This is a genomic window from Mesorhizobium sp. M0106, assembly GCF_040322715.1.
In the GTDB taxonomy this organism is placed as follows: Bacteria; Pseudomonadota; Alphaproteobacteria; order Rhizobiales; family Rhizobiaceae; genus Mesorhizobium.
The window spans coordinates 1-1,868 of sequence record NZ_JAMYUA010000113.1 but is presented as its reverse complement, the minus strand read 5'-3'; the positions used below and the strand labels follow the sequence as shown (position 1 = coordinate 1,868).

Here is a 1,868-nt window from a genome sequence, read left to right as displayed (position 1 = left end):
TGCACAGCGTCGTCGATGGCGACGGCTGCCGGGTTATAGTGGCGGACGACGGAATCGGCCTGCCGGAAGGCGAGGTGTGGCCCAAACCAGGCAAGCTCGGAGCGCTGATCGCGCGATCGCTGACCGAGAACGCCAAGGCGCAGCTAGCCGTCGAGTCCAGCGCCAACAAAGGGACGAAGGTGACCATCGTTTTCAAGCGGTCGGCGGCAGCAAGCTGAACGGTTGCTGTCGACTAGCAGGCTGGCGGCTGGCTTCATGTCGCGGCTTTGAGCAGGTGGCTGCAAATAGGCTAGGTCGCCCTTCACGGCCTGCTTCACATGGTCGAGGGCTTCCATTATGCTCCAGGCTTGCTGCTTCTGACTTCGGCGGCCAGTCCATCCCCACCTAGCGGAAGGCACTCCCGCCTGATTACGTTGCGGCTTGAGTCTTGACGGCGGGGGCACCTGACGCCTTCGCGCTCATCACGCGCGGGCCGGCAATTCAGCAGCGAGTCATCGCTTGGCCAATCTTGCCGAGGACGAAGGTCTAACCTACAAATAAAATTGGTCCGACTGTTCGTGGCCCGAGTAACCGCGAATTTGCGCTATCGGGACAGGAGAGCAGTGCTGTAGGCAAACCGCGATGCGTGCATTCGTTCGATTGGTTCTACGATTATCCTGACGCCTGGGGTGACCAGTTGCACCAGTATTTCCTACTACGCGCAATCTTTGCAGGGTCATGTGCAGATCATCGCGGCCCGCCAAGACATCGGAAAACTGATCGACGATCCTTCAACCCCTGAGATATTGCGCGCCCGAATGGCATCGGCGGCCGCCATATAATAGTTTGCGGCAAAGACGGCCGCGATCGAACGGCTGAGGACGCGCTCGCCAACAGATTGCGCGACAGACGATGGGGTGGATACCGCGGATACGACGCCTGGTTCGATGCTCCGATCAACAACGCGAAGCTCGCCGCGACTTCCGTCTACAGCGATTCGGTTCAAAGGCTTGGCGCGTTGGACAAAGCTCGCCGCGCCGAAGCGCGATGCATAGAAGCCGGGATAGTCGCCCGAACACAAGTCGAACAAGCGGAGTGGTCGACCGTTTCGTCCTCCCCGGGGACGAGCCGGTTGCTCTGGCCTGGGGCGACCTGATGGGTCTTGCGGAGCACCGTCTCCAGCATGGCGATCAGGTCTTCGGGAAGTATGGCCTCATTCTGCACAGACGGTTTTGCGTGGCTGTTACGGATGCCGGCGGGCACGGTGGCGATATGGCGGTCCTTTCGATCGAGCGGCTCGCCACGCTGCGTATAATTCCACGCCAGGGAGGAGAGACGGCGCTCGATCGTCGCCACAGAGTTTGGTTTCTTGTCTCCTGTAACCTTTTTGGACGCACAGGCCGTGATGTAGAGGCCGACGGTCTGCGGATCAGGCGGCAACACCTCGAGGTGCTGCCGGCGCGCCCAGGCGCAAAAAATCCGCTCTCGACCGAGCGGCGTCAGACCGGTATTCTTATGGATGTTCATCCGGTCCCCCTGGAGTCACTGAAGCTTCGACAATCTCAGCTTTCCCGGTTCGGACCGGATGGACAACCTACTGAAAGCTCACAACTAGCTACCAATGCGATCAGCTTTCGGGCTATCAGGCGCATCCAGGGAGGATGGGTATGTTCTTGGCTAACGGGCTCAAGCTGCGGGACCGCGGGTGCACGCTGGCACTGATCTTGGCGATCATATGTGTATGTGCGCCTGCACTGGCGGCAAACGCGTCGGATCAGGCGTGCCGGTCCATCGCCAAGCTCAAAATTCCAAGCGTGATCTTTACCGAGGCTAGCCTTCAAAAGCCGCAGGAGATCCCCGCAGATCCCTTCACTGCATTCACCGGCGCC

Annotated in this window: 4 protein-coding genes and 1 pseudogene; 4 read left to right on the top strand and 1 reads right to left on the bottom strand. The window is 60.1% G+C overall.

What is annotated here, in order from left to right; translation table 11 throughout:
- The 3 genes from NKJ55_RS35270 to NKJ55_RS35260 form a co-directional block, all read left to right on the top strand.
- On the top strand, positions 1–218 hold a 218-nt coding region (locus NKJ55_RS35270; RefSeq protein WP_502904550.1), incomplete at its 5' end, for an ATP-binding protein.
- A gap of 450 nt (positions 219–668) precedes the next feature.
- Positions 669–821, top strand: coding sequence for an aminopeptidase (locus tag NKJ55_RS35265; RefSeq protein ID WP_352453905.1), 153 nt, complete (start codon positions 669–671; stop codon positions 819–821).
- Between the two features lie 56 nt (positions 822–877).
- Positions 878–1,135, top strand: coding sequence for an aminopeptidase (locus tag NKJ55_RS35260; RefSeq protein WP_352453904.1), 258 nt, complete (start codon positions 878–880; stop codon positions 1,133–1,135).
- Positions 1,136–1,137: 2 nt separating this feature from the next.
- On the opposite strand, the pseudogene NKJ55_RS35255 reads toward NKJ55_RS35260, so the two are convergent.
- Positions 1,138–1,455, bottom strand: a pseudogene (locus tag NKJ55_RS35255) (integrase); the annotation flags it as partial.
- 191 nt (positions 1,456–1,646) lie between these two features.
- Here NKJ55_RS35255 and NKJ55_RS35250 point away from each other — a divergent pair.
- Positions 1,647–1,868: hypothetical protein (locus NKJ55_RS35250; protein ID WP_352453903.1), on the top strand; the 222-nt coding region annotated here is incomplete at its 3' end.